This is a genomic window from Streptococcus sp. AS20, from assembly GCF_000524255.1.
Lineage (GTDB): Bacteria > Bacillota > Bacilli > Lactobacillales > Streptococcaceae > Streptococcus > Streptococcus constellatus.
The window spans coordinates 320,577-346,673 of record NZ_JANS01000005.1 but is presented as its reverse complement, the minus strand read 5'-3'; the positions used below and the strand labels follow the sequence as shown (position 1 = coordinate 346,673).

Genomic DNA, 26,097 nt, shown 5'->3' with positions numbered 1-26,097 from the left:
CTAAAAAATATAGTGAATATTTTACTTTTTGGTAAATTTATTATAAAATGTAAGTTGTTATTCTATGATAAATTGGGGGTGTTGTCTATTGATTGATAAAGAAATCATTTCTGATATTAAAAATAGCGTCAATATCGTCGAAATCATAGGAGAAGTCGTTGCTCTAACAAAGGCCGGAAGGAATTATCTGGGGCTTTGTCCTTTTCATGGGGAAAAAACTCCATCATTCAATGTAGTAGAAGAAAAACAATTTTATCACTGTTTTGGCTGTGGGAAGTCAGGTGATGTCTTTAAATTTATTGAAGATTATCGCGGCGTTTCTTTTATGGACGCTATACAAATTGTTGCCGATCGTGCAGGGTTTCCGTTAGAAATAGAGCATAGTAGAACAGAACAGTCAACTCATACTAATCCTCATCAAGCACTTTATGACATTCACACGGAAGCTGCAAGGTTTTATCATGCAGTATTGATGACAACAAAGATAGGAGAAGAAGCACGTTCTTATCTTTATGAGCGTGGCTTGACAGATGAGGTGATAAAGCATTTTCAAATCGGCTTAGCGCCTAATGAAAACAACTATCTTTATAGAAGTGTTAGTGGGAAATTTGACGAACACGTCATTATGAATTCAGGTTTATTTAACTTAGCTGATAATAATCTGGTTTATGATGCTTTTCAAAATCGGATTATGTTTCCGTTGACAAATGATGCAGGGCAAGTTATTGCTTTTTCGGGTCGTGTTTGGCAGGCTAATGATATAGAGCAGAAAGTTGCTAAATATAAAAATAGCCGCAGCACACCAATTTTCAATAAAAGTTATGAGTTGTATCATCTAGACAAAGCTAAAGCGACTATCAAGAGAAGTCATGAAGTTTACTTAATGGAAGGCTTTATGGATGTTATTGCAGCTTATCGCGCTGGAATTGAAAATGCTGTGGCCTCTATGGGGACAGCTTTGACGCATGAGCATGTAGAGCATCTTCGTAAGTTCACAAAGAAAGTCATTTTAACATACGATGGTGATAAAGCGGGACAGGCAGCAACACAAAAAGCACTGGATGAATTACATAATTTGGCAGTTGAAATTGTTAGGATTCCCGATAATATGGATCCAGATGAGTTTATCAAAAAAAATTCTGCTGACGATTTACAAAATTTACTAATCAAAACACGAATTAGTGATATAGAATTTCTTTTAAACTATCTGAAGCCAGATAATGTAGAAAACTTGCAAGCTCAAATTGAATTTGTGGAGCGAATGTCGCCTTTGATTGCACAAGTCAAGTCGATTACTGCACAGAATTCATATATTTATATGTTAGCTGAGCTGTTACCTGATTTTGATTATCAGCAGGTGGAGCAAGCTGTTAATAATCATCGCTTGGTCAATAGAAAAGAACATCAACAGCAAGTTCGCCAGCAGGTGACACGATTTGATATTCCAATAACGAAGCAAGTATCGCGATTGATTAAAGCTGAAAGTCATCTCTTGCAACGTATGATTGAGAATCCTGTCATCTTAAATGATTATCGTTTAAGAGAAGATTTTCATTTTGCAACAGCAGAATTGCAAACTTTGTATAATATTTTAAAAACGAATGGTGAAGTTACGCCACAAGATTTATCTGAACAAAATGACTCAGTACAGCAATCCTGGTATCGGGTTTTAGAAGAGAATCTGCCCAAAGAGGTATCTGAGCAGGAGCTAGTCGAAGTGGAACAGACTCGAGATAAAGAATTGCTTCGAAAAGAAAATCAATTGATTGGCAAAAAAGTTCGTGAAGCATCTCACAATGGTGATGCAGATACGGCATTAACAGAGTTAGAGCGATTTATTGCTCAAAAAAGGAGAATGGAGTAAGAATGGCTACAAAACAAAAAGAAGTAACAACTTTTGATGTTCAAGTTGCAGAATTTATTCGCAACCATAAAAAAACTGGTACAGCAACCGATGATGAGATCAATGATCAATTAGTCATTCCATTTACTTTAAATGCTGATGGTATTGAGGATCTTCTTCAACGAATTCAGGACGCAGGGATTGCTATTACGGATAAAGAGGGCAACCCAAGTGAACGGGTCTTAAATACAGAGGAAGAAGAAGCTGAATTAACAGATGAGGAGTTGCTTGGTAGCAATTCTGCTAAAGTAAACGACCCTGTCCGTATGTATTTAAAGGAAATTGGTGTTGTTCCGCTGTTGACCAATGAAGAAGAGCAAGAATTAGCTGTCCTCGTGGAACAAGGCGATTTAGAAGCCAAGCAACGTTTGGCGGAAGCTAATTTGCGGTTGGTCGTTTCCATCGCTAAGCGCTATGTTGGGCGTGGCATGCAGTTTCTTGACTTGATTCAAGAAGGAAATATGGGATTGATGAAAGCTGTTGATAAGTTTGACTATACTAAAGGTTTCAAATTTTCAACATATGCTACTTGGTGGATTCGTCAAGCGATTACTCGTGCGATTGCTGATCAAGCTCGTACGATTCGGATTCCGGTTCACATGGTTGAAACGATTAATAAATTAGTGCGGGAACAACGAAATCTTTTACAAGAATTGGGACAAGATCCAACACCAGAGCAAATTGCAGAGCGGATGGATATGACGCCTGATAAAGTCCGTGAAATTTTGAAGATTGCACAAGAACCTGTTTCTCTTGAAACACCAATTGGAGAGGAAGATGATAGTCATTTGGGTGATTTCATTGAGGATGAGGTTATTGAAAATCCAGTTGATTATACAACGCGTATCGTTTTGCGTGAGCAATTAGATGAAGTTCTTGATACATTAACAGACCGTGAAGAAAATGTGCTGCGTCTGCGTTTTGGGCTAGATGATGGGAAAATGCGTACACTGGAAGATGTTGGAAAAGTATTTAACGTAACTCGTGAACGGATTCGACAAATTGAGGCTAAAGCCCTGCGCAAATTGCGTCATCCAAGTCGTAGCAAACCGCTTCGTGACTTTATTGAGGATTAGTAGATAAAAGGAGACACCATGACATACACAAATGAACAAATTGATGATATTAAAAATCGTATCTTGGAAAGTTTGGAACAAGTTATTGATCCTGAATTAGGAATTGATATTGTTAATCTTGGTTTGGTCTATGAAATTCGTTTCAATGACGAAAATGGTGAAACGCAGATTGATATGACTTTAACTACTATGGGATGTCCGTTGGCTGATTTCTTGACTGATCAAATCCGTGACGTGATGACCGATGTGCCAGAAGTTAGCAAAGTAGACGTGAGATTAGTATGGTATCCGGCATGGACTGTAGATAAAATGAGTCGCTATGCACGTATTGCTTTAGGAATTAAATAAAGCAAAAAAAGCAGTGCAATCTATTTTGTTGTGCTGCTTTTAATTTTAATCTAAATATTCAGAATTCATAAAATATTTAAAATTATATCGGAGTTTTTTGAATTATAAAAAATGAATCTATCAAAATTTTTAAGGAGATAAGATGATAAAAAAAGGAGCATTAACAGGATTACTCTTGTTCGGAATATTTTTCGGCGCAGGTAATTTAATTTTTCCACCAACTTTAGGAGCTATGTCAGGTAAGAATTTTTGGCCAGCAATTTCTGGATTTGTACTTTCGGGAGTTGGAATTGCTATTTTGACATTGATTATTGGTGCATTAAATCCAAAAGGTTATGTTTATGAGATTTCTAAAAAGATTTCTCCGTGGTTTGCAACGAGTTACTTAGTGGCTCTTTATTTAGCAATTGGTCCTTTTTTTGCCATACCACGGACAGCAACTACCTCCTATGAAGTTGGGATCGCACCATTGCTTCCGAGTAATATGACTGGTTTGGGACTCATTATTTTTACAATTTTATATTTTGTATCTGCTTATCTGATTTCATTAAATCCTTCTAAAATTTTGGATCGGATTGGTCGTATTTTGACCCCTGTCTTTGCCATCTTGATTATCATTTTAATCATTTTAGGAGTCATTAAATATGGGGCTACCGTACCACAAATAGCTAGTGCAGAATACGCAAAGGCAGCTTTTGGATCCGGCTTTCTTGAAGGGTATAATACGCTTGACGCACTTGCTTCTGTTGCCTTTAGTGTTATTGCTGTCCAAACATTGAACCAACTTGGTTTTGCCAATAAAAAAGAATATATTTCGACTATTTGGATTGTTGGAGTGGTGGTGGCACTTGGGTTTAGTGCATTGTATATTGGATTGGCTTTCTTAGGGAATCATTTCCCAATTCCTGCTGATGTAATGGCGTCTGATGCCAATAAAGGGGTCTATGTCTTGTCCCGAGCTACACAGGCTATTTTTGGACCAACAGCGCAAATTTTCCTTGCTGTAATGGTGATAGTGACTTGTTTTACCACAACGGTCGGTTTGATTGTCTCAACATCTGAATTTTTCAATAAAACGTTTCCTGCGATTGCTTACAAAACTTATGCGACAGTCTTTACATTGATTGGATTTGCAATTGCAAATCTTGGCTTGGAAACAATTATTCAGTATTCTGTGCCAGTTTTACAAATTCTTTATCCAATTACTATTGCAATCGTAATGATTGTGATGGTCAATAAATTTGTTGCCTTATCTAAAGTAGGGATGCAATTGACAGTAGCCGTTGTGACAGCTATCGCCTTTGCAAGTATTATTGGACAACAATTTAAATTAACTGCTCTTATAAGTATAATCAACACCCTACCGCTTGCCCAAGCATCTATTCCTTGGCTAATACCAACAGTTATTGGAATTATAGTCTCTTTGTTTTTACCAAACAAGCAAAAAAGCGATACTTTTGAAATGGAATAATCTCAAGAAGTCTATCACGAAAGTGGTAGATTTTTTTATGACCATATTAAATTCAAGTTTTTTCAAATCGTCGTCTCTATTTTTTTTTGCTCATCACATATATACTAGCTATATAAAGAAAATTAGTAAGGAGAAAAGGTATGGCATCAACCGTATTTTCAATTTCTGTATTTTTGGCCGGTATCTTATCTTTCTTCTCGCCGTGTATTTTACCTCTCTTACCGGTGTATGTTGGAATTTTGTTAGATACAGATGAGCCGAGGACAGTGACTGTTTTGGGAAAGAAAATCTCTTGGTATGGTATTGTAAAAACACTATTTTTCATTGCTGGTTTATCAGTTGTATTTCTAATTCTTGGATATGGAGCAGGATTTTTAGGAAAAATCTTGAACGCTGATTGGTTTCGTTATGTACTGGGGGCTATTGTCATTCTACTTGGTATTCATCAAATGGAGTTGATAAATTTCAAGGTATTACAACGACAAAAAAGTCTCCAATTAAAGCAAAATAAGAATAGGAATGATTTTTACAATGCTTTCTTATTAGGTGTAACTTTTAGTTTTGGTTGGACACCTTGTGTTGGCCCGGTCCTTAGTTCAGTATTAGCTATTGCTGCTTCTGGTGGAAATGGAGCTTGGCAAGGTGGATTGCTCATGTTGGTTTATACCCTAGGATTAGCTATCCCATTTCTTATTTTAGCTTTTGCTTCTTCAATTGTATTGCGCCATTTTGGGAAAATTAAACCTTATATGAGCACATTGAAGAAGATTGGAGGGGCTCTCATTATTTTAATGGGAATCTTACTCATGCTAGGAAATTTCAACGTTCTGGCTTCAATATTTGGTGGATAAAAAAGGAGGAAATCCCATGAAAAAATCAATGTTAGTTGTTACGAGTTTGTTATGTGCTACCTTTTTAGGTGCATGTGCAAATCAAAAAACAAATTCTTCAGCAAATGATACAAATAAAGCTGAACAAGGACAAGTAGCTAACAAGAACAATGAGGTTACTGCTACAAAAGCAAATCAAGGAGAAGCTGTTCCTGATTTTAATCTAAAAGGAGTCGATGGCAAGACTTATAAACTATCAGATTTTAAAGGAAAGAAAGTTTATTTGAAATTCTGGGCATCATGGTGCTCAATCTGTCTATCCACGCTGAAACACACGGATGAATTGGCGAAAGAAAATGGCAAAGACTACGTTATTTTATCAGTCGTTTCTCCAGGTCATAAGGGTGAAAAATCAGAAGCAGATTTCAAAAAGTGGTATTCAAAACTAGATTATAAAAACTTACCTGTTTTGATTGATTCAAGCGGAAAATTATTAGAGCAATATGGAGTTCGCTCTTATCCAACAGCCGCATTTATTGATAGTAATGGAAAATTAGTTAAAACTCGTCCAGGTTTTATCAAAAAGTCTGAAATTGAATCAACTCTGAAAAGTATCAAATAGGAGGTAATGACAATGGATCACAAAATGAAATTGCTTTTACTCCTCGGATCCATTTTACTTATCCTTGGTACAATTGTTTTGGGTGGGCGTTTTATGACAACGAAGTCTTCTATTGACAAAATAAAAGAAGCGTCCGTTAGCCAAACGACACCCGTCAACAACAAGAAACCTGATTTGAAAAATGCTAATTTAAAACATATTTATCTTGCAGGTGGCTGTTTCTGGGGGGTGGAAGAATATTTCTCTCGTGTAAATGGTGTAATAGATGCAGTCTCTGGCTATGCGAACGGAAATAGCGAAACAACGAACTATGAACTAATCTCACAAACTAAACACGCTGAAACGGTTCATGTGACTTATGATGCCAATAAAATTTCTTTAAGAGAAATCTTGCTGCATTACTTTAGAATTATCGATCCAACCAGCAAAAATAAACAAGGAAATGACCGTGGCGTACAATATCGCACAGGAGTATATTACAGAGATCAAGCTGATGTTGAAACGATTAACAAGGTTTTTGAAGAACAAAGCAAAAAATTTAAAACAACTTTGGCGGTTGAAAAAGAGCCGCTCAAACATTTTATCAAGGCTGAAGAGTACCATCAAGATTATTTGAAGAAAAATCCAAACGGATATTGTCATATCAATGTTAAACAGGCTGCCTATCCAGTCATTGATGCTTCTAAATATAAAAAACCGTCAGATGCTGAAATTAAGAAAAAACTGACAGAGGAAGAGTATGCAGTGACTCAAAAAGATGATACAGAGCGCGCTTTTTCAAATCGTTATTGGGATAAATTTGATGCAGGAATCTATGTCGATGTTGTAACAGGTGAGCCATTATTCTCATCAAAAGATAAATTTGAATCAGGCTGTGGCTGGCCAAGCTTTACACGTCCGATTAGCCCGGATGTCGCAAACTATAAAGAAGACCATAGCTTTAATATGACTCGGACAGAAGTGCGAAGTCGCGTTGGAAATTCCCATCTGGGGCATGTTTTTACAGATGGTCCTAAAGATAAAGGTGGACTTCGTTATTGTATTAATAGCTTGTCTATCAAGTTTATTCCTAAAGACCAAATGGAAAGCAAAGGTTATGGATATTTATTGAACTATGTCTAACAGCATTTTAAGAAAAAATTTGCTATAATGAGTTTAGTAAATAGTAGGAGTGCGCTCGTGTATTCAATTATGATTGTAGAAGATGAATACCTTGTTCGACAAGGTATTTCGTCTTTAGTAGACTTTAAAAAATTTAACATGCAAGTGATAGGTGAGGCTGAAAATGGTTTAGAGGCTTGGGAAAAAATTCAAGCAGAATGCCCAGATATTATCCTGACTGATATTAATATGCCTCAGATGAATGGTATTAAATTAGCCCAATTAGCAAGAGAACAGTATCCGCAATTACATATTATTTTTCTGACGGGGTATGACGATTTTGATTATGCTCTTTCGGCTGTTAAATTGGGTGCAGATGATTATTTGCTAAAGCCATTTTCGAGAGAAGATGTTGAAGCTATGTTGATAAAAGTAAAAGAAAAATTGGATAAGGAAAAGAAACAGCAACAAGTGCATGAGTTAGTGGAGAAAGCAGAGTTTTCGGACTTGGAGCAAGCGATTCATGACCGATTAGCTGACACAGAATTATCCTTGAAATCTTTATCATTTCAATTGGGCTTCAATTCTTCCTATTTAAGTGTATTGATTAAAAAAGAGCTAGGCTTGCCATTCCAAGATTATTTAATTCAGGAACGAATGAAGCGAGCTAAATTACTATTGCTGACGACGGATTTAAAAGTGTATGAAATAGCAGAGCAAGTTGGATTTGAGGATATGAATTATTTTTCTCAACGCTTTAAGCAAATCGTTGGAGTGACACCTCGGCAATTTAAAAAAGGAGACAGTAAATGAAACGTTATTCGCTGCTGATTCAGTTAGTGATTTATGTTTTTGTGATGATATTAGTTCTTTTAGGAATTGTTGGAGGGTTGTACTATCAAACTAGCTCGGCGGCTATTCGACAAACGACGGAGCAAACGACGCGTAATACCATTCAACAAAGTGGACAATTTATCACTTCTTATTTACAAAAGCTAAAAGAAACTACCAGCAGTTTAGCTGAAAGCGATAAAGTAAAAGCGTATGCTCAAAAGCCCGATGCGGATAATGCTGAACAGCTTCGTCAGTTGATGGGAATGATTTTAAAGACAGATTCAGATTTGGTATCCGCTGTTTTGGTAGCAAAAAATGGCAATCTCATTTCAACTGATCCCAATTTAACAGTGAAAACATCTAATGATATGATGCAAGAAAGTTGGTATCAGGATGCCATTCACAAAGGGACTATGCCTGTCTTAACACCAGCGCGCAAAACTGTTGATAAGGTAGAAGCTGCTGAAAAATGGGTTGTGTCCATTACACAAGAGGTAGTGGATAAAGATGGGAAAAATCTAGGAGTTGTTCGACTTGATATTGGTTACAAGACGTTGGAAGCCTATCTAGATCGCCTGCAACTGGGGAAAGACGGTTTTACCTTCATTGTGAATGACAAACATGATTTTGTCTATCATCCAAAGAAAACAGTTTATTCATCCGCTACTGAAATGCGCGCGATGGCGCCCTATATTGCTGCAAAAAATGGTTATGTAAAATCAAAGCAAGCCTACGTATCTCAGTACCAAATTCCACATAGTGACTGGACCTTGATTGGTGTGTCTTCTATGGAGCAACTGCATGCTGTGCAAAAACAAATTCTTTGGTCTTTTATCGGAACAGGATTATTAGCTTTAGGTATTTGTCTTATTGGCATTTGGTTTATCTTGCGTTTATGGATTAAGCCCTTGCATGAGTTGCAAGAGACCATTTTAGCTATCGGATCTGGGAATGCGCACTTGCGAGCTGTTGAAAAAGGATCCCCTGAGTTGATTGATTTGGCCAAGCAGTTTAATACAATGCTCAATCAGATTGACAAATTGATGATGGCTGTAAAAGAAGAAGAACAAAATGTCAGAAAATATGAATTGCAGGCACTTTCCAGTCAAATTAACCCTCATTTTTTGTACAATACATTAGATACCATTGTTTGGATGGCAGAATTTAACGATAGCAAACGTGTTGTAGAAGTCACAAAATCACTGGCTAAGTATTTCCGTTTGGCACTTAATCAAGGTCATGAACAAATTTCTCTCAAGGATGAAATTGATCATGTTCGGCAATATTTGTTCATTCAAAAACAGCGGTATGGAGAGAAATTACAGTATGAAATTGAAGAGTTAAGTGCTTATGATAATTATCAGATTCCAAAATTAATTTTGCAGCCTTTGGTTGAAAATGCGATTTATCATGGTATCAAGGAAATGAATCGTCAAGGGATGATTCGAGTTAGTGTTTATGAAAATAGTCATCAACTAATTCTTTCCATTTACGATAATGGTCGAGGATTTGTCACTCATGATACAGCTGATACCCTCCTGATGCACCTAGGTGGTGTCGGTTTGAAGAATGTTAATCAGCGTTTGCAATTACAATTTGGTAAATCCTATCACATGGAAATTAAATCTGAAGAAAATACTTATACGGAGATTCGTCTCTATTTTCCAAAGACAAATAAAACCAACTGATGAAAGATTTCAGTTGGTTTTTAATATTTAATTCCCAACACTGGAGAATTTTTTCATGCCGTATTTGAATAGAGCGTAGTTGATAGTAAAAATAACAAGTAGGACTAAAGGAAGTAGCAAACCAATCCAGCTTAGATTTAAAAAATAAAGAGCTGGAAAAAAAGAAGTAAAAGCATAAGGAAATACAAAAATTAGTATCAATTGGATAAAGGTTGGGTAAATTTTGATAGGGTATTGTGCCATTTGATTGAGGGAGAAAATCCCCATTGTGATAGGGAAAGATTCGACAATCCAAAAAGCAAGAGCAGTAGGTCCTAATTGAATAGCAGCATAGAGTAAACCAATACAAATACAGATAAAGACAAAGAGAAGTAGATGAAAAATGTTCCAGTGCAGTCCGAGTAAATGATAGGCTTGATAAGTTGCAATAGCTCCCATTAGTGTTGTGCCAAATCCTTGTAGCTGCACGCGTTCACAAATTAGCTGAAAAAGAGGATTGATGGGCATGATAAGCAGGCGTTCAAACTCACCTTTGCGAATATAGCGGCTTCCAAACATCCAAAGATTATCAAAGAAAATCAGGTGAACTGAACGTCCGATAGTTGCCATTCCATAAATAAATAGCATTTGTCCATAGTTGAATCCGGCAATTTCCTTGATATTTGCAAATAATACATTTAAAAAGATTAAATAAACAATCTGTTCAATCAAAGAAGAAATAAGTCCAATAAAGAAGTCCATTCTATAAGACATACTAGCAATCAAGTAAGCTTTGAGGTTATAAAAATAAATGTTGATGTATTTCATTTTCAACCTCCTAAAATGACTAAACGACGTTTAGCTTGATACCAAAGAAAAGCAATGAAAGCTGAAAGTATCGGAATCCAAGCCAATTGAATCCAGAAGAGTTCAAAATTAACCTGTCTTTTCAAAAGGATATTGACCGGAAAATTAACAGCAAAGCTATAAGGTAATAGTTTCAAAATGTTTGCAATATTTTCTGGATAAAAACTTAGTGGCAAAAGCGCTCCTGAAGCGAGTGAAAAAAGCCCGTTTCTGAGAATCAAAATTCCCCAAGTATTTGCCGTGAAGAAGGCTGTTAAGCTAAATCCTAAATCTAACAGGAGGATGATAAACATTCCTAATAAACTAGAAAATAGGAAAAGCAATCCTGTCTGCCAATTTGGAAGATAAAGCTGTCCTTGAAGCAAAGGGATAACTAATAAAATTGGAATGAATTTGACAATTTCAACGATTTTGACAGCAAAGTCTTGGAAAAAGAGAGAAGTAATGAGGGAATAAGGATAGAGTAGCTCGCCAGTAATATTCCCATCAACAATCATTATAGACAAATCCCGTCCAATGCTGAAACTATTTAGATTTCCCAGTAGATTTGCAAAGATAATATAGGTTGTGAAAGTTTCTAAAGTATAACCATTGACTTGAGATTGGGTGAAAAAAATGGTTTTCCAAACGAAAATAGAGACCAGCACTTGTATGAAAGTACGAATCAGGGTCGCGACAAAGAAAGATTTATATTGAAGTTGCGTAATAAGAGCTAATCGTGTGATATGAATATATTTACTCATCAAGCCCCTCCTCATAAATTTGTTTGACGATATTTTCAATTGTCAATTCTTTGATAGCTAGGTCTTCGATTGAATAATGCTCAAAAATCTGATTGATAACTTGGGCATTAGTATAAATATCCGTCTGATAATGAATATTGAAATGATAAGAGTCAATTTTCTCAAAACGAAAACCATTGATTTGGAACAGCTCTTCTATTGGCGTTTGCGTTTTGAAAGAAATGGTTTTAATTGTTGAAAACTTTTCTCTTAATTGCGTCAGACTTCCGTCATAAACCTTTTTGCCCTTATCAATAATGAAAATTCGTTCGCAGAGCGACTCAATATCCTGCATATCATGAGACGTAATGAGGAAAGTTGTCTGATACTCTTTATTCATAAAGCGAATGAAAGAGCGGATGGTTTCTTTTACACTGGCATCAAGACCGATTGTAGGTTCATCCAAGAAAACAACGGCAGGTTGATGAATGAATATAGCAGCAAATTCGCAGCGAACTCGTTGCCCGAGCGAAAGATTACGAACAGGCTGGTGAATAAAATCTCCTAGCTGCAACAGCTCAATTAATTGCTCCAAGCGTTCCTCAAAAACTTTATCAGGAACGTCATAGATCTTCGCATGTAAAATAAAAGATTCCAGCACAGGGATATCCCAACGTAAATGTGATTTTTGTCCGAACAAAACGCCAATTTGCTTATTGACTGCTGTGCGATGTTTCTGTGGGGTAAGTCCATTAATTTTAACACTGCCTCGATCTGGATAAAGGACACCCGTCAGCATTTTTATAGTCGTGGATTTTCCGCTTCCATTCGAACCAATATAACCAATAATTTCACCTTTTTGAACCGTTAATGAAATATTCTGTACAGCGTGAATTTGTTTTTTCTTGGGGTGAAAAAAGGCTTTGATAGAACCTTTAAGGCCTAATTCTTTCTCGACAATACTATATGTCTTATATAATTGATTTGCTTCAATCATCATTATCTCCTTGTGGCAGAAAACGTTTGCGTATATTCATTATTATAGCAAGTTCACGAAATCTGCGCAAGTGAGTCTTATGGAATGATCTTTTGCACAGAAAAAAGGATGAGACAAGATTTCTCAACCTTTTCTTTAGATCAATGACTGGAAACAGCAGAAGTAGCATCTCCTTCACCCGCACCGTCACTGTGGCTACCTGCATCCGAAGCGCCAGAAGTAGTGTCGACACTGGCTTGACCACCTACAAGACGTCATCAATACCTTTTATTATATCTTTATTGTAACAGATAAATAGTACTTTCATAAAGTTTTTCTAAATAATTTTATGATAATGACAAAGGAACTATCTACCTCAAACAGAATAATACCGTCTGGAGGGATCTTACATACATTGAGATTAGAAATGAAATCATTCATGAAAAGTTCTATTAAATTGATAAGAAATGTAATATTTTTCAGTTTTATGAACAAATATATTGTAAACGTTCACACGAGATGTTATAATAAGTCTGTAAATTAAAATTAAGGTAGGAATTGCTCTATGAGTAAAATTGTCGTTATCGGTGCCAATCATGCCGGCACAGCTTGTATCAATACGATGCTTGACAACTTTGGAAATGAGAATGAAATTGTTGTGTTTGATCAAAATTCAAATATTTCATTTTTAGGATGTGGAATGGCACTTTGGATTGGAAAACAAATTGATGGTCCAGAAGGTTTGTTCTATTCAGATAAAGAAAAGCTTGAAGCTAAAGGTGCTAAAGTTTATATGGAAAGTCCTGTTTTGTCCGTTGATTACGACAAAAAAGAAGTGACTGCACTTGTAAATGGGCAAAAGCATGTAGAATCTTATGAAAAATTGATTTTTGCAACAGGTTCACAACCAATTATTCCAGCAATAAAAGGCGTAGAAATTGTTGAAGGTAATCGCGAATTTAAAGCAACTCTTGAAAATATTCAATTTGTAAAATTGTATCAAAATTCTGCCGAAGTGATTGAAAAGCTGAAAAACAACGAAGGTATTAATCGTGTTGCTGTTGTGGGAGCTGGTTACATTGGTGTTGAACTGGCAGAAGCTTTCGAACGTCTCGGAAAAGAAGTGACCTTGATTGATGTGGCAGACACTTGTCTTGCTGGTTACTACGATCGTGAATTGTCTGACTTGATGAGTAAAAACTTGGCAGATCATGGCATTAAACTTGCCTATGGTCAAACTGTGCAAGCGGTTGAAGGTGAAGGCAAAGTTGAACGGATTGTAACGGATAAAGAAACGTTTGATGTTGACATGGTCATTATGGCTGTTGGCTTCCGTCCAAACACGGCTCTTGGCGCTGGCAAAATTAAGCTTTTCCATAACGGTGCTTTCCTTGTTGATAAAAAACAAGAAACAAGCATTCCAGGAGTTTATGCAGTTGGTGACTGTGCAACGATTTATGACAATGCTCTAGATGATATGAGTTATATCGCCCTTGCTTCAAATGCTGTTCGTTCAGGTATTGTCGGAGCTTACAACGCTACTGGTCATGAGTTAGAAGGCATTGGTGTGCAAGGTTCAAACGGTATCAACATTTACGACCTTAAAATGGTTTCAACTGGTTTGACCTTAGAAAAAGCAAAAGCTGCTGGTTACAATGCCGTCGAAACTGGCTTTAACGACCTTCAAAAGCCAGAATTTATCAAACACGATAACCATGAAGTAGCTATTCGTATCGTATTTGATAAAGATACACGTGTTATCCTTGGAGCACAAATGGCTTCGCACGAAGATATTTCAATGGGCATTCATCTCTTCTCACTCGCAATCCAAGAAAAAGTGACCATTGATAAATTGGCATTGACAGATATTTTCTTCCTGCCACACTTTAACAAGCCTTATAACTACATTACAATGGCAGCTTTGACAGCTGAAAAATAAGGATAAGATATTGAGTTTACAAACCAGTTTCGTATGAGGCTGGTTTGATTTTTTATCTAGATTTCATTCTCCAAAACAATTTCCGCAAGCAATAAAAAATGAAAAATTATGCTAAAATAGAAAGAGAACATATTCGGGAGGCAATGATGTCTGTTCAGACAGAAAAAGGAGTATCAAATACTAAGAAAGAATTCGCATTTACATCTAGTTCAATCATTCTGCAAGTTTCAAGAGGAATTTTAGTCGGAATCATCGTGGGTGCAATTGTTGGTTCTTTTCGTTTTTTGATTGAAAAAGGATTTCATATTGTTCAACATTTCTATCAACAAGGCCATGGCAATACCATTTGGTTTGTTTTCATTCTGCTGTTTTATGCTTGTGTCATTTGGATTAGTGCAAAATTAACGCTTTCAGAAAAGAATATTAAAGGTTCTGGAATTCCGCAAGTAGAAGCGGAATTGAAAGGACTGATGAGCTTGTCATGGTGGAGCGTCCTCTGGAAAAAGTATATTCTTGGGGTTTTAGCCATTGCAAGCGGCTTGATGTTAGGGCGTGAAGGTCCAAGTATTCAGCTTGGAGCAATGGGAGGAAAGGGAATTGCCAAATATCTTCATTTAAGCCCTGTGGAAGAACGTTCTTTGATTGCGAGCGGAGCAGCAGCAGGCTTAGCAGCGGCTTTTAATGCTCCGATTGCAGGGTTACTATTTGTTATTGAGGAAGTCTATCATCATTTTTCGCGTTTCTTTTGGGTCTCGTCTTTGGCGGCAAGTTTGACGGCGAATTTTGTTTCACTCATGATTTTTGGGCTGACTCCTGTATTAAATATGCCTGATAATATTCCTCTGATGGGACTAGGGCAATATTGGCTGTATCTGTTGTTGGGAGTTTTTCTTGGTTTTTTTGGATTTTTATATGAAAAAGTCGTCTTAGCTATGCCTCGTATTTACGATGCGCTCGGAAAACATCTTCACCTTTCTTTGCAATACTATCCCATTATAGCTTTCACTTTCATTCTTCCAATAGGGTATATCTTTCCGCAGCTTTTAGGCGGTGGCAATCAGCTGGTTCTTTCTTTGACCAGTCAGCATTATTTGCTGCTGACATTGGTGATGTTTTTCATCATCCGCTTTATTTGGAGTATGCTCAGCTACGGTAGCGGGCTGCCTGGTGGTATTTTTCTACCTATTTTAGCTCTTGGCTCTCTTTTGGGAGCGATTGCTGGTGTTGTTTGTGTACAATTAGGCTTTGCAACACAAGAGCAATTTCCTATTTTTATTATTTTAGGCATGAGCGGCTACTTTGGTGCAATTTCTAAAGCTCCGTTGACAGCAATCATTTTGGTGACCGAGATGGTTGGAGATATACGGAATCTTATGCCTCTTGGTTTAGTAACTTTAGTGGCCTATGTTGTAATGGATTTATTGGGCGGAGCACCTGTGTATGAAGCTATGTTAGAGCGAATGCTTCCAGATAGTGTAGCAGATGACGGAGAGACAACACTTATCGAAATTCCTGTCTCTGAAAAAATAGCCGGCAAGCAAGTTCACGAATTAGAACTTCCAAGAGATCTTTTGATTACCATGCAGCATCATAATGGAAAGAATCAAACAGTGAATGGCAGCACGCGTCTTTATCTAGGAGATATGATTTATGTAGTTGTGAAGAAATCAGATATTGGTCGGATGAAGGATTTATTACTATAAAAGAAGAGGGTATTTTTCCCTCGCAAAATAAGAATTTTGCATTTAATTCCGAACGAAAAATATCGTTTTGTGTTAATTTATTTTAATTTCTGTACTTTATGTTATAATACTAAAGGAAACGTCAGGAAAGGCGTAGCGATGCGAAAGCATAGGTAGGTCAATTTAATCATAAGGAGTCCTTTTTATGCTAAATGAATTTCCTATCTTTGACTACGAAGATGTTCAATTGATTCCTAATAAATGTGTCATCAAAAGCCGCTCAGAAGCAGACACGACAGTTACTTTTGGAAATCATACTTTTAAACTTCCTGTTGTCCCAGCCAATATGCAGACCATTCTTGATGAAGATGTAGCAGAAAAATTGGCTAAAAGTGGGTATTTTTATATCATGCATCGTTTTGATGAAGCGGGGCGCATTCCGTTTATTAAACGCATGCATGAACAAGGATTGATTGCTTCCATTTCAGTTGGTGTGAAAGATTATGAATACGATTTCGTTAGTCAGCTGAAAGCAGACGCCCCTGAATATATCACGATTGATATTGCGCATGGGCACTCAGACAGTGTGATTGACATGATTCAACACATTAAAAAGGAATTGCCAACTACTTTTGTGATTGCAGGAAATGTTGGAACGCCAGAAGCAGTGCGTGAGTTGGAAAATGCAGGTGCCGATGCGACCAAGGTCGGTATTGGTCCAGGAAAAGTCTGCATTACGAAAGTTAAAACAGGGTTTGGAACAGGTGGTTGGCAGTTAGCAGCTCTTCGTTGGTGTGCGAAAGCTGCTCGAAAGCCAGTTATTGCAGATGGTGGTATTCGTACGCATGGCGATATTGCTAAGTCTATCCGCTTTGGGGCTACAATGGTAATGATTGGCTCCTTGTTTGCAGGTCATGTTGAGAGTCCTGGAAAAACAGTCGAAGTAGACAGCGAACAATTCAAAGAATATTATGGATCGGCTTCTGAATACCAAAAAGGAGCTTATAAAAATGTTGAAGGAAAGAAAATTCTTTTACCGGTTAAAGGGCGTTTAGCTGATACGTTGGTTGAAATGGAGCAAGATTTGCAAAGTGCCATTTCCTATGCTGGCGGAAAGGATTTAGCTGGTCTCAAACATGTGGATTATGTCATTGTAAAAAATTCCATTTGGAATGGTGATGCGCATTGATAATAGAAACACTATCTGTTTATATTCCGATTCGATGTAATAGTTCTTGATTTTATGAGAAGAGATAAGTTAGTCAAGAACAGAAACAAGACAAGACTAGGAGGATTTTCTCCTAGCCTTTTTGACTATTCCAATTGCTTATAGTATAGTTAAGAGAGAAAGAACTATTTGAGGAGATTTTATGTACCAAACTCGCAATTTAAAAGAACGAATGATATTATTCGTCTCAATTTTTTTGCCAATTTTGATTTATCAACTTGCCAATTTTTCAGCCTCTTTTGTGGACACAACAATGACGGGACATTACAATACTTTGCATCTAGCCGGAGTTTCAATGGCGACTAGTTTATGGAGTCCTTTCTTTACTTTTTTAACTGGCATTATCTCAGCTTTGGTTCCAATTATTGGGCATCATTTAGGACAAAATCGAGAAGAAAAAGTCGCTTCTGATTTTTATCAGTTTATTTATTTATCTCTTGGCTTGTCTCTTCTCTTGTTCGGCCTCGTTTTTTTAGGTGGACCGCTGGTTTTGTCCAATATGAACTTAGAACCTTTAGTAGCAAAAGTTGCTATACATTATCTCTGGTATTTAGCGTTTGGAATTATCCCGTTACTTTTATTTAGTGTTGTTCGCTCTATATTAGATGCTTTAGGTTTGACAAGACTATCTATGTATCTAATGTTACTTCTGTTGCCATTGAATGCTAGCTTTAACTATATTCTAATTTATGGTGCTTTTGGATTTCCGGAAATGGGCGGAGCAGGAGCAGGGTTAGGCACTTCATTGGCCTACTGGGTACTGCTAATTCTTTCAATGGTCGTTGCAAAAAGACACCCTAAAATCAAAAAATATCAATTATGGAAAATTCGTCCTTTAGACAAAAAAGGGTTGCAGGAAGGCATGCGCCTAGGTTTTCCTATTGGAGGGACCGTTTTTGCAGAAGTTGTGATATTTTCAGTCGTCGGTTTACTCATGGCAAAATTTTCTTCATTAGTCATTGCCAGTCACCAGTCTGCTATCAATTTTTCAAATCTTATGTATGCTTTCCCCATGAGTATTTCTAATGCAATGGCGATTATCGTATCTTATGAAATTGGTGCTCAACGACTGGATGACGTGAGAAAATATTGTACTCTTGGGAGAGTGACCGCACTGGGATTTGCTATTTTCACACTGACATTTTTATATCTTTTTCGTCATCAAGTCGCTTCATTGTATGGAACGAACAAAGAATTCATTCGTCTGACATCCGTTTTCTTAACTTATAGTTTGTTTTTTCAATTAGCAGATACTTTCGCAGCGCCTCTTCAAGGAATTTTACGCGGTTATAAGGATACAAAAGTGCCATTTTATTTGGGATTGATTGGTTATTGGGGGGTGGCGTTACCAGTTGGACTACTATTAGATTACATCACAAATTTAGGTCCCTTTGCTTATTGGTTTGGTTTAATTGTCAGTCTGGTTGTTAGTGGCATTTTATATCAACTCCGACTTAACCATATTCAAAAAAGAAATTAGGTTATATACCGCACATGCATTCTTACTATTTTGAAACAAAAAGAATCTCAGATTTTTATCCAAGATTCTTTTTTGTTATTTTATACGCATTTCTCCTTGTGGGAAATAACTTCCTTCTGGCATATCATTAATAATGACATGAACAGCAGATTGTGGTGCGCCAGTATTTTTCACGACAGCAGCAGTAATTTCTTTTGCAAGAGCTTTCTTTTGCTCTAAAGTGCGTCCTTCAAACAAATCAATTCTAACAAATGGCATGTTATATATCCTTTTTATCTTTGATATTTTTATTTTATCATAAATTAGGTTTTAAAGCGTGTCAGAATATGGTAAAATAAGAAGTATTAAAAATTGGAGAATTTGGAACGAATTAAAGAAAATGGCTCAGTTGTATTATAAATATGGCACGATGAATTCGGGCAAAACAATCGAAATTTTAAAAGTGGCTCACAATTACGAAGAACAGGGCAAAGGTGTTGTCATTATGACGAGCGCACTTGATACACGTGACGGTTTCGGCGTTGTTTCTAGTCGTATCGGAATGAAGCGAAAAGCAATTGCGATAGCAGAAGATACTGATATTTTCCGCTTTATTCAAGAAATGCCCGAAAAACCTTATTGTGTATTGATTGATGAAGCGCAGTTTCTATCTCGTCATCATGTCTATGATTTGGCAAGAGTAGTTGATGAATTAAATGTACCAGTTATGGCTTTTGGTTTGAAAAATGATTTTCGCAATGAGTTGTTTGAAGGCTCCAAATATCTCCTGCTTCTAGCAGATAAAATTGATGAGATTAAAACGATTTGTCAATTTTGTTCTAAAAAGGCAACTATGGTATTAAGAACAACAAATGGTCAGCCGGTCTATGAGGGAGAACAGATTCAAATCGGTGGGAATGAAACATACATTCCTGTCTGTCGGAAACATTATTTTCAGCCAGAAATAGAGGAAATGAGAATCGAAGGAGAGAATAGCAAACGATGAATATTTATGAACAACTACAAGCCGTTGAGGATCGTTATGAAGAGTTGGGCGAACTTCTGAGTGATCCAGATGTTGTCAGTGACACCAAGCGTTTTATGGAATTTTCCAAAGAAGAAGCAAGCATACGCGATACGGTAACAACTTATCGTGAATATAAAAAAGTGCTCCAAAACATCACAGACGCTGAAGAAATGATTAAAGACGCTTCAGGCGATGTTGATTTGGAAGAAATGGCAAAGCAAGAGCTCAAAGATGCGAAAACTGAAAAAGAAGAATATGAGGAAAAATTAAAAATTCTTCTTTTGCCAAAAGATCCAAATGATGACAAAAACATTATCTTAGAAATCCGTGGAGCAGCAGGAGGTGACGAGGCTTCACTCTTTGCCGGCGACCTTCTGACAATGTATCAAAAATATGCGGAATCGCAAGGGTGGAAATTTGAGGTTATGGAAGCTTCTATGAATGGAGTAGGTGGCTTTAAAGAAGTAGTAGCTATGGTTTCGGGTCAATCCGTTTATTCCAAATTAAAATACGAATCAGGCGCTCACCGTGTACAGCGTGTCCCAGTGACAGAAAGCCAAGGACGAGTTCACACTTCGACAGCAACAGTTTTAGTCATGCCTGAAATCGAAGAAGTGGAATATGATATTGATCCAAAAGATCTTCGGATTGATATTTATCATGCTTCTGGTGCTGGTGGTCAGAATGTCAATAAAGTTGCAACGGCCGTTCGGATCGTTCACTTGCCAACAAATATCAAAGTTGAAATGCAGGAAGAACGGACCCAGCAAAAGAATCGTGACAAAGCTATGAAGATTATCCGTGCACGCGTAGCTGACCATTTTGCGCAAATCGCACAAGACGAGCAAGATGCCGAGCGAAAATCGACCATCGGGACTGGGGATCGCTCAGAACGGATTCGTACCTATAATTTCCCACAAAATCGTGTGACAGACCACCGTATTGGTTTGACACTGCAAAAATTAGATACGATTTTAGCTGGAAAATTAGATGAAATCGTAGATGCCTTGGTATTGTATGACCAAACACAAAAACTAGAAGAATTGAATAAATAATGAAATTAGCTCAAATTCTTGCTGAAATGGAAAAACAGCTTGAAGCAGTTGGCGAAGAAGCTGAAAGTCTCTCCTTTACTTTTCAAGTTTTTAGAAACTTATCTTTTACCCAATTTGTGTTGAAAATGCAGGCAGAAGCAACAGAAGATGATATAGAATTACTGAAAAAGATTCAATCTCAATTATTAGTTCATAGACCTGCCCAATACATTATTGGGAACGCAGAATTTCATGGACATTCGTTCAAAGTAGATGAACGAGTGCTAATTCCCCGACCAGAAACTGAGGAATTGGTCAACCTTATCTTGTCTGAAAATCAAAATAGCAGTCTGAAAGTTTTGGATATTGGCACTGGAAGTGGAGCAATTGCTCTATCTTTGGCTGCTGAGCGTGCGAATTGGCAGGTCACGGCTTCCGACATTTCCCAAGATGCTCTGGATTTAGCGCAAGAAAATGCGGAAGCAATTGATGTAGCAATTGATTTTGTTCAGTCTGATTGTTTTCAGGCAATTACAGGAAAGTATGATATTATTGTATCCAATCCGCCCTATATTTCAGAGACGGACAGAGAAGAAGTAGGACTAAATGTACTTGCTTCAGAACCTCATCTTGCTCTTTTTGCTGAAGAAGACGGGTATGCTGTTTATCGAAAAATTGCTCAGAACGCCCAAAAACATTTGACAGAAAAAGGAAAAATCTATCTCGAAATTGGCTACAAACAAGGGGAACATGTAAAAAAAATATTTGAGTCTGCATTTCCAAAAATGAGAATTCGCGTCTTACAAGATCAATTCGGAAAAGATAGAATGGTAGTGGTAGATAATGGATAAAATTGAGGAAGTACTGAGCAGTGGAGGAGCAGTCGTGCTGCCAACTGAGACTGTATATGGTTTATTTTGTAAAGCACTGGATGAGCAGGCCGTCAGTCATGTCTATGACTTAAAAGGCAGACCTCGCGAAAAGGCCTTGAATTTAAATGTTTCAAGCTTAGAAGAAATTTATCAATTTTCCAAACATCAGCCTCAGTATTTAAAAAAGCTCTATCAAGCCTTTCTACCCGGTCCTTTGACCATTATTTTACAAGCTAATGAACAAGTTCCGATTTGGGTAAATTCAGGTATGAAAACAATTGGTTTTCGTGTCCCTAGTCATCCTAAAACCTTGGACTTGATTAGAAAATTCGGACCTCTCATTGGTCCGTCTGCAAATTTATCTGGAAAGAGTAGTGGAGTAAACTTTCAGCAAATTATGATAGAGTTCAACCATAAAGTTCTTGGTATAGAAGATGATGCTTTTCTAACAGGCCAGGATTCAACTATTTTGGATTTATCTGGGGAAACAGCACATATTCTACGCCAAGGGGCTGTTACTCGTGCAGAAATCCTTGCTAAAATTCCAGAAATCGGCTTTCAAAACATGAACTAGTAGGTTTTGAACCATTTTGATCGAAGGGAGACTCTTATGATTTTTGACCATAAAGACTATAAAGAATATGACGGTGAGCTCTGGGAAGCTATTACTGCAGAAGAAGAACGTCAGCAAAACAATATTGAATTAATAGCTTCAGAAAATGTTGTTTCAAAAGCGGTTATGGCAGCACAAGGCTCTATTTTAACCAACAAATATGCAGAAGGTTATCCAGGTCATCGTTATTATGGTGGTACAAATGTTGTAGATGTGATTGAAACGTTAGCGATTGAACGTGCCAAGAAAATATTTGGAGCACAATTCGCCAATGTCCAACCTCACTCAGGTAGTCAAGCAAATTGTGCGGCTTATATGGCCTTAATCGCGCCTGGTGATACAGTAATGGGAATGGATCTGGCAGCAGGTGGACATTTGACACATGGCGCAGCTGTTAGCTTCTCTGGGAAAACCTACAACTTTGTGCCTTATAATGTCAATCCTGAAACTGAACTATTAGATTTTGAGGCTATTTTGGCACAAGCTAAAGAAGTCAGACCCAAATTGATTGTTGCAGGAGCTTCTGCCTATTCACATATTATCGATTTTGCAAAATTTCGTGAAATTGCAGATACTGTCGGAGCAAAACTGATGGTAGATATGGCTCATATTGCTGGTTTAGTTGCTGCTGGTTTGCATCCAAGCCCAGTGCCTTACGCACATATTACGACAACTACCACTCATAAAACCCTTCGAGGCCCTCGCGGCGGTCTCATTTTAACCAATGATGAAGAATTGGCGAAAAAGGTCAATTCTGCAATCTTCCCAGGCATTCAAGGAGGACCGCTAGAGCATGTTGTGGCAGCTAAAGCAGCTGCTTTCAAAGAAGTATTGGATCCAGATTTTAAAGTTTATGCTCAGCAGATTTTGGATAATGCTAAGGCAATGGTTCAAGTATTCCAGCAACATGCTAATTTTCGTGTCATTTCAGGTGGTACGGAGAATCATCTTTTTCTTGTAGATGTGACCAAAGTGGTTGAAAATGGGAAAATTGCTCAAGATCTATTGGATGATGTCCATATCACTCTCAATAAAAACTCTATTCCTTATGAAACTTTATCGCCATTTAAAACAAGTGGAATTCGAATTGGAACTGCAGCTATTACTGCTCGTGGTTTTGGCAAAATAGAAAGTATTAAAGTAGCAGAATTAATCATCAAAACTTTAGAGAACGCAAATAACAAAGCTGTTTTAGAGCAAGTTCGTGCAGAAGTCAAAGAATTGACTGATGCTTTTCCACTATATGAGGACTGAAATGGATATTTACGTAAAAAAAGCTATTATTCATCAGTTTAGTCCGTCAGACACCGACCTTCTTTTAGCAGATAAATATCTCAATATTACTCCTAAAATTGAGGAATATCTCCGTAAGAAGATTGAACATGTCTATTCGGATGAAGCCAAAACGGGTATTTTTACCGAAGCTAGTGTCTTTTTATCACATATTACAAAAGACCTTTTAGAAACTTCTATCACTATTGCCAATCTCTGGAAAGAGGAATTTTTGGTAAGCGAAAATCAGAAAACCAACGATTTGATTTTTGTTCAATTTGACAAGGAAGGAGTCGAGCATTTTGCTTTTTTGCGCATTGCTCTACGAGAAACACTCGCTCATTTGAGTGGAGAAGTAGACAATCCTATTAAGATCACCCAGAACAACTTGCCGGGATTTGGTACAGGTGCTGATGAAGCCTTGGTTATTAACCTTCAATCTCGTAAATACCATTTGATTGAAAAACGGATTAAATACAATGGCGCTTTCCTCAATTATTTTTCTGATAATCTATTACAAGTCAATCCTAAAACTTCGCCTAAAAAATCTATTAAAGCCTTAGAAAAAACTGCTCAAAAAGTCGCAGAAACTTTTAAACAGGATGATTTTCAATTTCAATCCAAGGTTAAATCATCTATTTTTAAAAACTTAGAAGAAAACGATGAATTGTCGCCAGAAAAACTAGCCGATGAACTATTTGATAACAATCTTACAGCTCGCTTGACTTTCATTGATCAAGTTAAGGAAGTCATTCCAGAAACTATTAAATTCGATGAAATTGATAGTAGCCGTCAGAAGAAAAAATTTGAAAATCAAAAACTCTCCCTTTCAAATGGAATTGAACTCATTGTCCCCAATAACATCTATCAAGATGCAGAATCTGTAGAATTCATACAAAACGATAATGGAACCTATTCCATTCTCATCAAAAACATAGAAGATATCCAAAGTAAATAATGTTTAAAATTTTTAGAAAACTGATTTTTCTTATCCTTTTAATCCTTGTCTGTTATAAGTTTATCCAAGTTCATCATGATGTTAAGCAGGTGATGAACTACCGTAGCTTAGTGCGAGAAGTACTAGATGAGCAGGATACTGTAGCCAATGAAGAACTTGTTCTTGCTATGATTTATACTGAAACAAAAGGAAAGGTTTCTGATGTCATGCAATCTAGCGAGAGTGCGACAGGTCAGAAAAACTCTATTTTAGATAATAAAGAAAGCATTCGCCAAGGTGTTCAAACGCTATCCACTAATTTAAATGTAGCTCAAGAAAAGAAAGTAGATGTTTGGACCGCTGTACAAGCCTATAACTTTGGTCGAGCTTACATTGATTACATTGCAAAACACGGTGGCGAAAATACCCTTGATTTGGCAAAAAAATATTCCAAAAATATTGTTGCACCAAGTTTAGGAAACGTGACTGGAAAGACATATTCTTATTATCATCCCATTGCACTCTTACATGGTTCTAAACTCTATATCAATGGAGGAAATTTCTATTACTCTCGTCAAGTTCGGATGAATATGTATATCATGAAAGTGATGAATTGGTTTTAATGTACTAAACTTAGTGGTCTGAGGCTACTAAGTTTTTTCAATCAGATAAATTGTTATTTATATTGTTCCATGCTATACTTAAATAAATATCTTATAGAAAGAGACGGTGGAATGATGAAGAAAATAGTTCTAATTACAGGGATTTTAACGATTTTAATCGCTATATCTACTGTATTTTTTTATCGTGTCAATGCTGAAGGAAAACTAAATAAACAAAAGTATATACAATCGACTACACCAACGCTTTTCTTTCATGGTTATGGAAGCAGCGCTAATGCCGAACGACACATGACAAATGCTGCTAAGAAAGCTGGAGTGACCAATACTATCATTCGCGCAAATGTAGATAGAAACGGTCAAGTGACTTTGAAAGGAAAAATCCCTAAAGGAGCTATTAATCCGATCGTAGAAGTGAACTATGAGGATAACCGCAATCCAAATAAGGTCAGCCAATATGCAAAAGCAGTGGTTACTAAACTGCAGCAAACCTATGGCTTTAAGAAAATGAATATGGTTGGTCATTCTCTTGGAAATATGTCCATTCTCTATTACCTTTTAGAATATGGACAAGATGAAAGTTTGCCACAGTTACAAAAGCAAGTCAATATCGCAAATTTCGCAGCTGGTTTACAGGTGATGGGAGTTTCTTCTGATTTAAAAGTTGATGAAAAAACTGGTAAGCCAAATCAAACAAGTGCGATTTTTCAAAAATTATTAGGTTTACGCGAAATTTTTCCTCAAAAACAAATTGATGTTTTGAATATCTACGGGGATTACAAAAACGGGTCAGATGGCTCCGTTTTAAATGCAGCATCTCGTGCTTTAAAATATCTCGTAGCGGATAATGCCAAATCATATCAAGAAAAGAAGATTACCGGCGCTTTGGCTCAGCATAGCAAATTACACGAAAACCCAGAAGTAGATAAAATACTGATTCAATTTTTGTGGGGAAAATAAACTAACAAATTAAAAAAGCTAAACTTTAAGAAATAAG

The 26,097-nt window shown here is 36.9% G+C and carries 25 protein-coding genes; 21 read left to right on the top strand and 4 right to left on the bottom strand.

Annotation, left to right across the window (positions count from 1 at the left end):
• Positions 1-88: 88 nt before the first annotated feature.
• From dnaG to HMPREF1514_RS02635, 9 genes are all read left to right on the top strand, one after another.
• Complete coding sequence (dnaG, locus tag HMPREF1514_RS02675) at positions 89-1,864, top strand: DNA primase (protein ID WP_332252783.1); 1,776 nt, start codon at positions 89-91, stop codon at positions 1,862-1,864.
• Positions 1,865-1,866: 2 nt separating this feature from the next.
• Positions 1,867-2,979 (top strand): RNA polymerase sigma factor RpoD, encoded by a 1,113-nt coding sequence (gene rpoD, locus HMPREF1514_RS02670; protein ID WP_003031450.1) that lies wholly within the window; start codon positions 1,867-1,869, stop codon positions 2,977-2,979.
• A gap of 18 nt (positions 2,980-2,997) precedes the next feature.
• The gene (locus HMPREF1514_RS02665; RefSeq protein ID WP_003069160.1) at positions 2,998-3,327 is read left to right on the top strand and encodes a metal-sulfur cluster assembly factor; all 330 of its coding nucleotides are present in this window, start codon (positions 2,998-3,000) and stop codon (positions 3,325-3,327) included.
• A 142-nt stretch (positions 3,328-3,469) separates the two neighbouring features.
• Positions 3,470-4,798 carry a branched-chain amino acid transport system II carrier protein gene (gene brnQ / locus HMPREF1514_RS02660; RefSeq protein WP_006269526.1) on the top strand — a complete coding sequence of 443 codons (1,329 nt, stop codon included), beginning with the start codon at positions 3,470-3,472 and terminating at the stop codon, positions 4,796-4,798.
• 140 nt (positions 4,799-4,938) lie between these two features.
• A complete protein-coding gene (gene ccdA2, locus HMPREF1514_RS02655; RefSeq protein ID WP_003069152.1) occupies positions 4,939-5,649 on the top strand; it encodes a thiol-disulfide oxidoreductase-associated membrane protein CcdA2 in 711 nt (236 codons plus the stop codon).
• A 16-nt stretch (positions 5,650-5,665) separates the two neighbouring features.
• Positions 5,666-6,250: a redoxin family protein gene (locus HMPREF1514_RS02650; protein ID WP_003069149.1), complete on the top strand. Its 585-nt coding sequence runs from the start codon at positions 5,666-5,668 to the stop codon at positions 6,248-6,250.
• 12 nt (positions 6,251-6,262) lie between these two features.
• The gene (gene msrB, locus HMPREF1514_RS02645; protein ID WP_037597058.1) at positions 6,263-7,372 is read left to right on the top strand and encodes a peptide-methionine (R)-S-oxide reductase MsrB; all 1,110 of its coding nucleotides are present in this window, start codon (positions 6,263-6,265) and stop codon (positions 7,370-7,372) included.
• A 57-nt stretch (positions 7,373-7,429) separates the two neighbouring features.
• A complete protein-coding gene (locus tag HMPREF1514_RS02640) occupies positions 7,430-8,164 on the top strand; it encodes a response regulator transcription factor (protein WP_006269551.1) in 735 nt (244 codons plus the stop codon).
• Positions 8,161-9,873, top strand: a complete 1,713-nt coding sequence (locus tag HMPREF1514_RS02635) for a cache domain-containing sensor histidine kinase (RefSeq protein WP_037597055.1) — start codon at positions 8,161-8,163, stop codon at positions 9,871-9,873. Before HMPREF1514_RS02640 ends, HMPREF1514_RS02635 begins: the two co-directional genes overlap by 4 nt.
• Before the next feature lie 27 nt (positions 9,874-9,900).
• On the opposite strand, the gene HMPREF1514_RS02630 is transcribed toward HMPREF1514_RS02635, so the two are convergent.
• From HMPREF1514_RS02630 to HMPREF1514_RS02620, 3 genes are read right to left on the bottom strand one after another with little or no spacing between them, the layout of a single operon-like run.
• The gene (locus HMPREF1514_RS02630; protein ID WP_037597054.1) at positions 9,901-10,680 is read right to left on the bottom strand and encodes an ABC transporter permease; all 780 of its coding nucleotides are present in this window, start codon (positions 10,678-10,680) and stop codon (positions 9,901-9,903) included.
• Positions 10,681-10,682: 2 nt separating this feature from the next.
• Positions 10,683-11,462: an ABC transporter permease gene (locus HMPREF1514_RS02625; protein ID WP_037597050.1), complete on the bottom strand. Its 780-nt coding sequence runs from the start codon at positions 11,460-11,462 to the stop codon at positions 10,683-10,685.
• Positions 11,455-12,438 carry an ABC transporter ATP-binding protein gene (locus HMPREF1514_RS02620; protein WP_037597048.1) on the bottom strand — a complete coding sequence of 328 codons (984 nt, stop codon included), beginning with the start codon at positions 12,436-12,438 and terminating at the stop codon, positions 11,455-11,457. Before HMPREF1514_RS02620 ends, HMPREF1514_RS02625 begins: the two co-directional genes overlap by 8 nt.
• A gap of 544 nt (positions 12,439-12,982) precedes the next feature.
• Between HMPREF1514_RS02620 and nox the strand changes: the two genes are divergently transcribed.
• The 4 genes from nox (at position 12,983) to HMPREF1514_RS02595 (ending at position 18,746) form a co-directional block, all read left to right on the top strand.
• Entirely contained in the window at positions 12,983-14,356 is a 1,374-nt protein-coding gene (gene nox, locus HMPREF1514_RS02610; protein ID WP_037597045.1) for a H2O-forming NADH oxidase, read from the top strand.
• Positions 14,357-14,502: 146 nt separating this feature from the next.
• On the top strand, positions 14,503-16,059 hold the full coding sequence (locus tag HMPREF1514_RS02605) for a ClC family H(+)/Cl(-) exchange transporter (RefSeq protein WP_037597042.1): 1,557 nt from the start codon (positions 14,503-14,505) through the stop codon (positions 16,057-16,059).
• A 184-nt stretch (positions 16,060-16,243) separates the two neighbouring features.
• Complete coding sequence (gene guaC / locus HMPREF1514_RS02600; RefSeq protein WP_037597040.1) at positions 16,244-17,227, top strand: GMP reductase; 984 nt, start codon at positions 16,244-16,246, stop codon at positions 17,225-17,227.
• Positions 17,228-17,408: 181 nt separating this feature from the next.
• Entirely contained in the window at positions 17,409-18,746 is a 1,338-nt protein-coding gene (locus tag HMPREF1514_RS02595; protein WP_037597038.1) for an MATE family efflux transporter, read from the top strand.
• A 75-nt stretch (positions 18,747-18,821) separates the two neighbouring features.
• Here the strand turns inward: HMPREF1514_RS02595 and HMPREF1514_RS02590 are convergent, their stop codons facing one another.
• A complete protein-coding gene (locus HMPREF1514_RS02590; RefSeq protein ID WP_198014305.1) occupies positions 18,822-19,013 on the bottom strand; it encodes a 4-oxalocrotonate tautomerase in 192 nt (63 codons plus the stop codon).
• A 112-nt stretch (positions 19,014-19,125) separates the two neighbouring features.
• Here HMPREF1514_RS02590 and HMPREF1514_RS02585 point away from each other — a divergent pair, with 112 nt between their 5' ends.
• The 8 genes from HMPREF1514_RS02585 (at position 19,126) to HMPREF1514_RS02550 (ending at position 26,060) form a co-directional block, all read left to right on the top strand.
• On the top strand, positions 19,126-19,731 hold the full coding sequence (locus HMPREF1514_RS02585; protein WP_037597034.1) for a thymidine kinase: 606 nt from the start codon (positions 19,126-19,128) through the stop codon (positions 19,729-19,731).
• Entirely contained in the window at positions 19,728-20,807 is a 1,080-nt protein-coding gene (gene prfA / locus HMPREF1514_RS02580) for a peptide chain release factor 1 (protein WP_003069115.1), read from the top strand. Before HMPREF1514_RS02585 ends, prfA begins: the two co-directional genes overlap by 4 nt.
• Complete coding sequence (gene prmC / locus HMPREF1514_RS02575) at positions 20,807-21,637, top strand: peptide chain release factor N(5)-glutamine methyltransferase (protein WP_037597031.1); 831 nt, start codon at positions 20,807-20,809, stop codon at positions 21,635-21,637. Before prfA ends, prmC begins: the two co-directional genes overlap by 1 nt.
• Complete coding sequence (locus HMPREF1514_RS02570; protein ID WP_037597030.1) at positions 21,630-22,232, top strand: L-threonylcarbamoyladenylate synthase; 603 nt, start codon at positions 21,630-21,632, stop codon at positions 22,230-22,232. The genes prmC and HMPREF1514_RS02570 overlap by 8 nt, the downstream gene beginning before the upstream one ends.
• 36 nt (positions 22,233-22,268) lie before the next feature.
• Positions 22,269-23,525 (top strand): serine hydroxymethyltransferase, encoded by a 1,257-nt coding sequence (gene glyA, locus HMPREF1514_RS02565; protein ID WP_037597028.1) that lies wholly within the window; start codon positions 22,269-22,271, stop codon positions 23,523-23,525.
• A gap of 1 nt (position 23,526) precedes the next feature.
• The gene (locus HMPREF1514_RS02560) at positions 23,527-24,501 is read left to right on the top strand and encodes a nucleoid-associated protein (protein WP_037597027.1); all 975 of its coding nucleotides are present in this window, start codon (positions 23,527-23,529) and stop codon (positions 24,499-24,501) included.
• A complete protein-coding gene (locus tag HMPREF1514_RS02555) occupies positions 24,501-25,103 on the top strand; it encodes a lysozyme family protein (RefSeq protein ID WP_020997782.1) in 603 nt (200 codons plus the stop codon). Before HMPREF1514_RS02560 ends, HMPREF1514_RS02555 begins: the two co-directional genes overlap by 1 nt.
• A gap of 111 nt (positions 25,104-25,214) precedes the next feature.
• Positions 25,215-26,060, top strand: coding sequence for an alpha/beta hydrolase (locus HMPREF1514_RS02550; RefSeq protein ID WP_037597025.1), 846 nt, complete (start codon positions 25,215-25,217; stop codon positions 26,058-26,060).
• Positions 26,061-26,097 lie beyond the last annotated feature (37 nt).